Here is a 2653-nt window from a genome sequence, read left to right as displayed (position 1 = left end):
GCGAACGTGTTGCGGACCACCCAGCGGTCGATCGATGGCATCAGGCCATAGCGCTCGGCCGCGGGAATGAAGCTTTGCGGGGTGACGAAGCTGCCGTCTTCACTGGTCAGCCGCAACAGGATCTCGACATGTACACCTGCTTCGGCGGCGTCATCGTCGAGCGGCCAGATTTCTTGGGCATGAAGCCTGAAGCGGTTTTCTTCGAGGGCGGCGTGCAGGCGCTGTACCCAGGCCATCTCGCCGAAGCGCTCCTGCAGGGCCATGTCGCCATCGCTGTGGATCTGGACGCGGTTGCGGCCCTTTTCCTTGGCCATGTAGCAGGCGACGTCGGCGGCCCTGAGCGTTTCCTCGATCGTCACTCGCGCATCGGCGATCTGCACCATGCCGATGCTGACGCTGGTGTTGAAGGGCCTGCCGTCCCAGGCGAAATGCAGGTCTTGCACGGCTGCGCGCAGCCGTTCGGCGATGTCGGCCGCACTGTCGGCATCGCAATCGCCGAGCAGCACGCCGAACTCGTCGCCGCCCAGCCGGGCCAGCACATCGCCTGGCCGCAATTCGTTGGTCAGCCGCGCCGAAATCCGGCGCAGCAGCTGGTCGCCGGCAGCATGGCCGCAGGTATCGTTGACCAGCTTGAACTGGTCGAGGTCGAGATACATCAGCGCGTGCTGGCGGGGCCGGTCCGCCAAGTCCGCGATCGTTCTTTCCAGCCGGCTTTCGAAGTCGCGTCGGTTGGCCAGTCCGGTCAACGCATCATGCGATGCCTGCCATGAGAGCCGTTCGATGTAGTCCTCTTCGCGCGTCATGTCGTGGAAGGCGAGCACCGCGCCGACGACGTGGCCGGAAACGAGCAGCGGCGCACCGGTCAACGCGACGGGAACAACCGATCCGTCCGGCCGCTGCAGCAATTGCGGACGCGCGCTGGAACGGCGCGGTTCCCCGGCCAGCAGGCGCTCGATCAGCCTGACATCCTCGACGCTGGTATCCTTGTCCACAAGGCGAAACAGCCACTCGATCGGCTTGCCTCGGGCGGCACTGAGCGGACATGCCAGCAATCTTTCGGCGACGGCGTTCATGTAGTCCAGCCGCCCGTCGGCGCCGGTGCTGATCACGGCCTGCCCGATCGAAGCCAGGGTGATCTGCGCGCGCTCACGCTCGGCGTTCAGCGCCAACTGGAAGGCCTGGCGCTGCGCCAGGAGTTTGCGCGTCCGCCACACGGCAAGCAGGATCAGCAAGGCGGCGGTGACGAGATTGGCAAAGGTGAGCAGCATCTTGATGAAGCGCGATCCCTCGCCGAGGCTGTCCGAGAAGGCCTTGGAAAGTGGGGTGATCTGATGATCGAGCCGGTGGATCTCCGCCTTCCAGGCGCTGATCTCAGCCGTCGATACCGGACCCTTGCCGAGCGTCTCGTGCATGGCGTCGCCAAGTTGCTGGATGGCGAGGATCATGGTGTCGGCAGCCGTCCAGTGCCGGATGGCGGCATCAAGATAGCTGAAGCCGCGGAAATTCTGGAATAGCCAGATCATCCCGGTCACGTCGTCGGGGTGGTTTCTGCCCTGCAGGAAGCCGGTGCGCGCCGCGTTGGTGTCGGGCTCGGGCTGCTCAAGCGCTAGGCGTGCCGAACGATCGGCCAGCGGAACGGCGATCGCTCCACGGTACTCGCTGAAGAATTCCTCGCTGCCGGTGCCGGCATAGAGGCTGAGAAAATAGATGGCGTGCTTCTGTCCCTTGGACCACTGGCTCTCGCCGCCGACATAGGCGCGAACCGCCGACAGCGTGTAGAGGCTGAGGCTGGCAACCAGCGCCTGAGCAAGAACGACGGCAATGAACGGCCAGACGAGCCCGAGGAGACGGGGGCTTGCGTCCATCGATGACAGCTTCATCGAATTTCCATGGACTTGCCATGATCCCTGTCAGCGTGTCTGTCCGACGGTTCCATCCGTCGGTTGAGACTGTGTTTGTCCCTCATGTCGCTCAGCTGGCGACAACAATCCGGTTATCATGGGGGGGCTTAACAGCGAATAAAGACTTCAACTATTTGCAAGGTCGATTCTTGCTGCAGGCGACCGAATATTACGGTTTTTCATGAAATTGCTTCAGGTTGAATCGGATTGTATTCAAAGTTTGCGTAGTCAGCCAAGCCAATCGGCGCTATGCATCCGCCGCGAGGCTCGCCTGCTCAAGCATGGAGGCGTCCTCGCCGAAGGCGCGGGTGGCGCGGGCGGCGGCCTCGAGCAGCGGACGCTTCATGCGCTGGAGAAACGCCGCGTCGACCCTCGTGCTAGGCCCGGCCAGCGTCAAGGCGCCGAGCAGGACGCGCCCCGGCCCGAACACGGGCGCCGACACGCCCGCCGTGTCGGGATCGCGGTCGCCGATGGCGAGACAGGTGCAGGTCTTGCGGATGGTCTCGTAGGGTTCGCCCTGCTGGCCGGAAAACGCCGCAAGCACGCGACCACCCGAGCCGACCAGCAAAGGCAACACGTCGCCTTCGCGTATCGTATAGCGGATCGCGTGCTTGGATTCGACGCGGTAGAGACAGGTGCGGACGTCGCCCGAGCGAACATAGAAGGCAACGCTTTCCCAGCTTCGTTCGGAAAGGTCGCGCATGATCGGCAGCAGGATATCGACCGCCACGACCGAACGCTGGTAGAGCGCA

Annotated in this window: 2 protein-coding genes; both read right to left on the bottom strand. The window is 63.8% G+C overall.

Annotation, left to right across the window (positions count from 1 at the left end):
* The coding region (locus EN935_RS30215) for a diguanylate cyclase (protein ID WP_127373929.1) at window positions 1-1880 on the bottom strand (1880 nt) is incomplete at its 3' end.
* Window positions 1881-2148: 268 nt separating this feature from the next.
* Window positions 2149-2653 (bottom strand): IclR family transcriptional regulator C-terminal domain-containing protein (locus EN935_RS30210; protein ID WP_127373928.1); only part of this gene is annotated, 505 nt, incomplete at its 5' end.

Source organism: Mesorhizobium sp. M7D.F.Ca.US.004.03.1.1 (assembly GCF_003998635.1).
Classification (GTDB): Bacteria; Pseudomonadota; Alphaproteobacteria; order Rhizobiales; family Rhizobiaceae; genus Mesorhizobium; species Mesorhizobium loti.
Note: the sequence above shows the minus strand (reverse complement) of the source record. Positions and strands in the feature narration are given on the sequence as shown.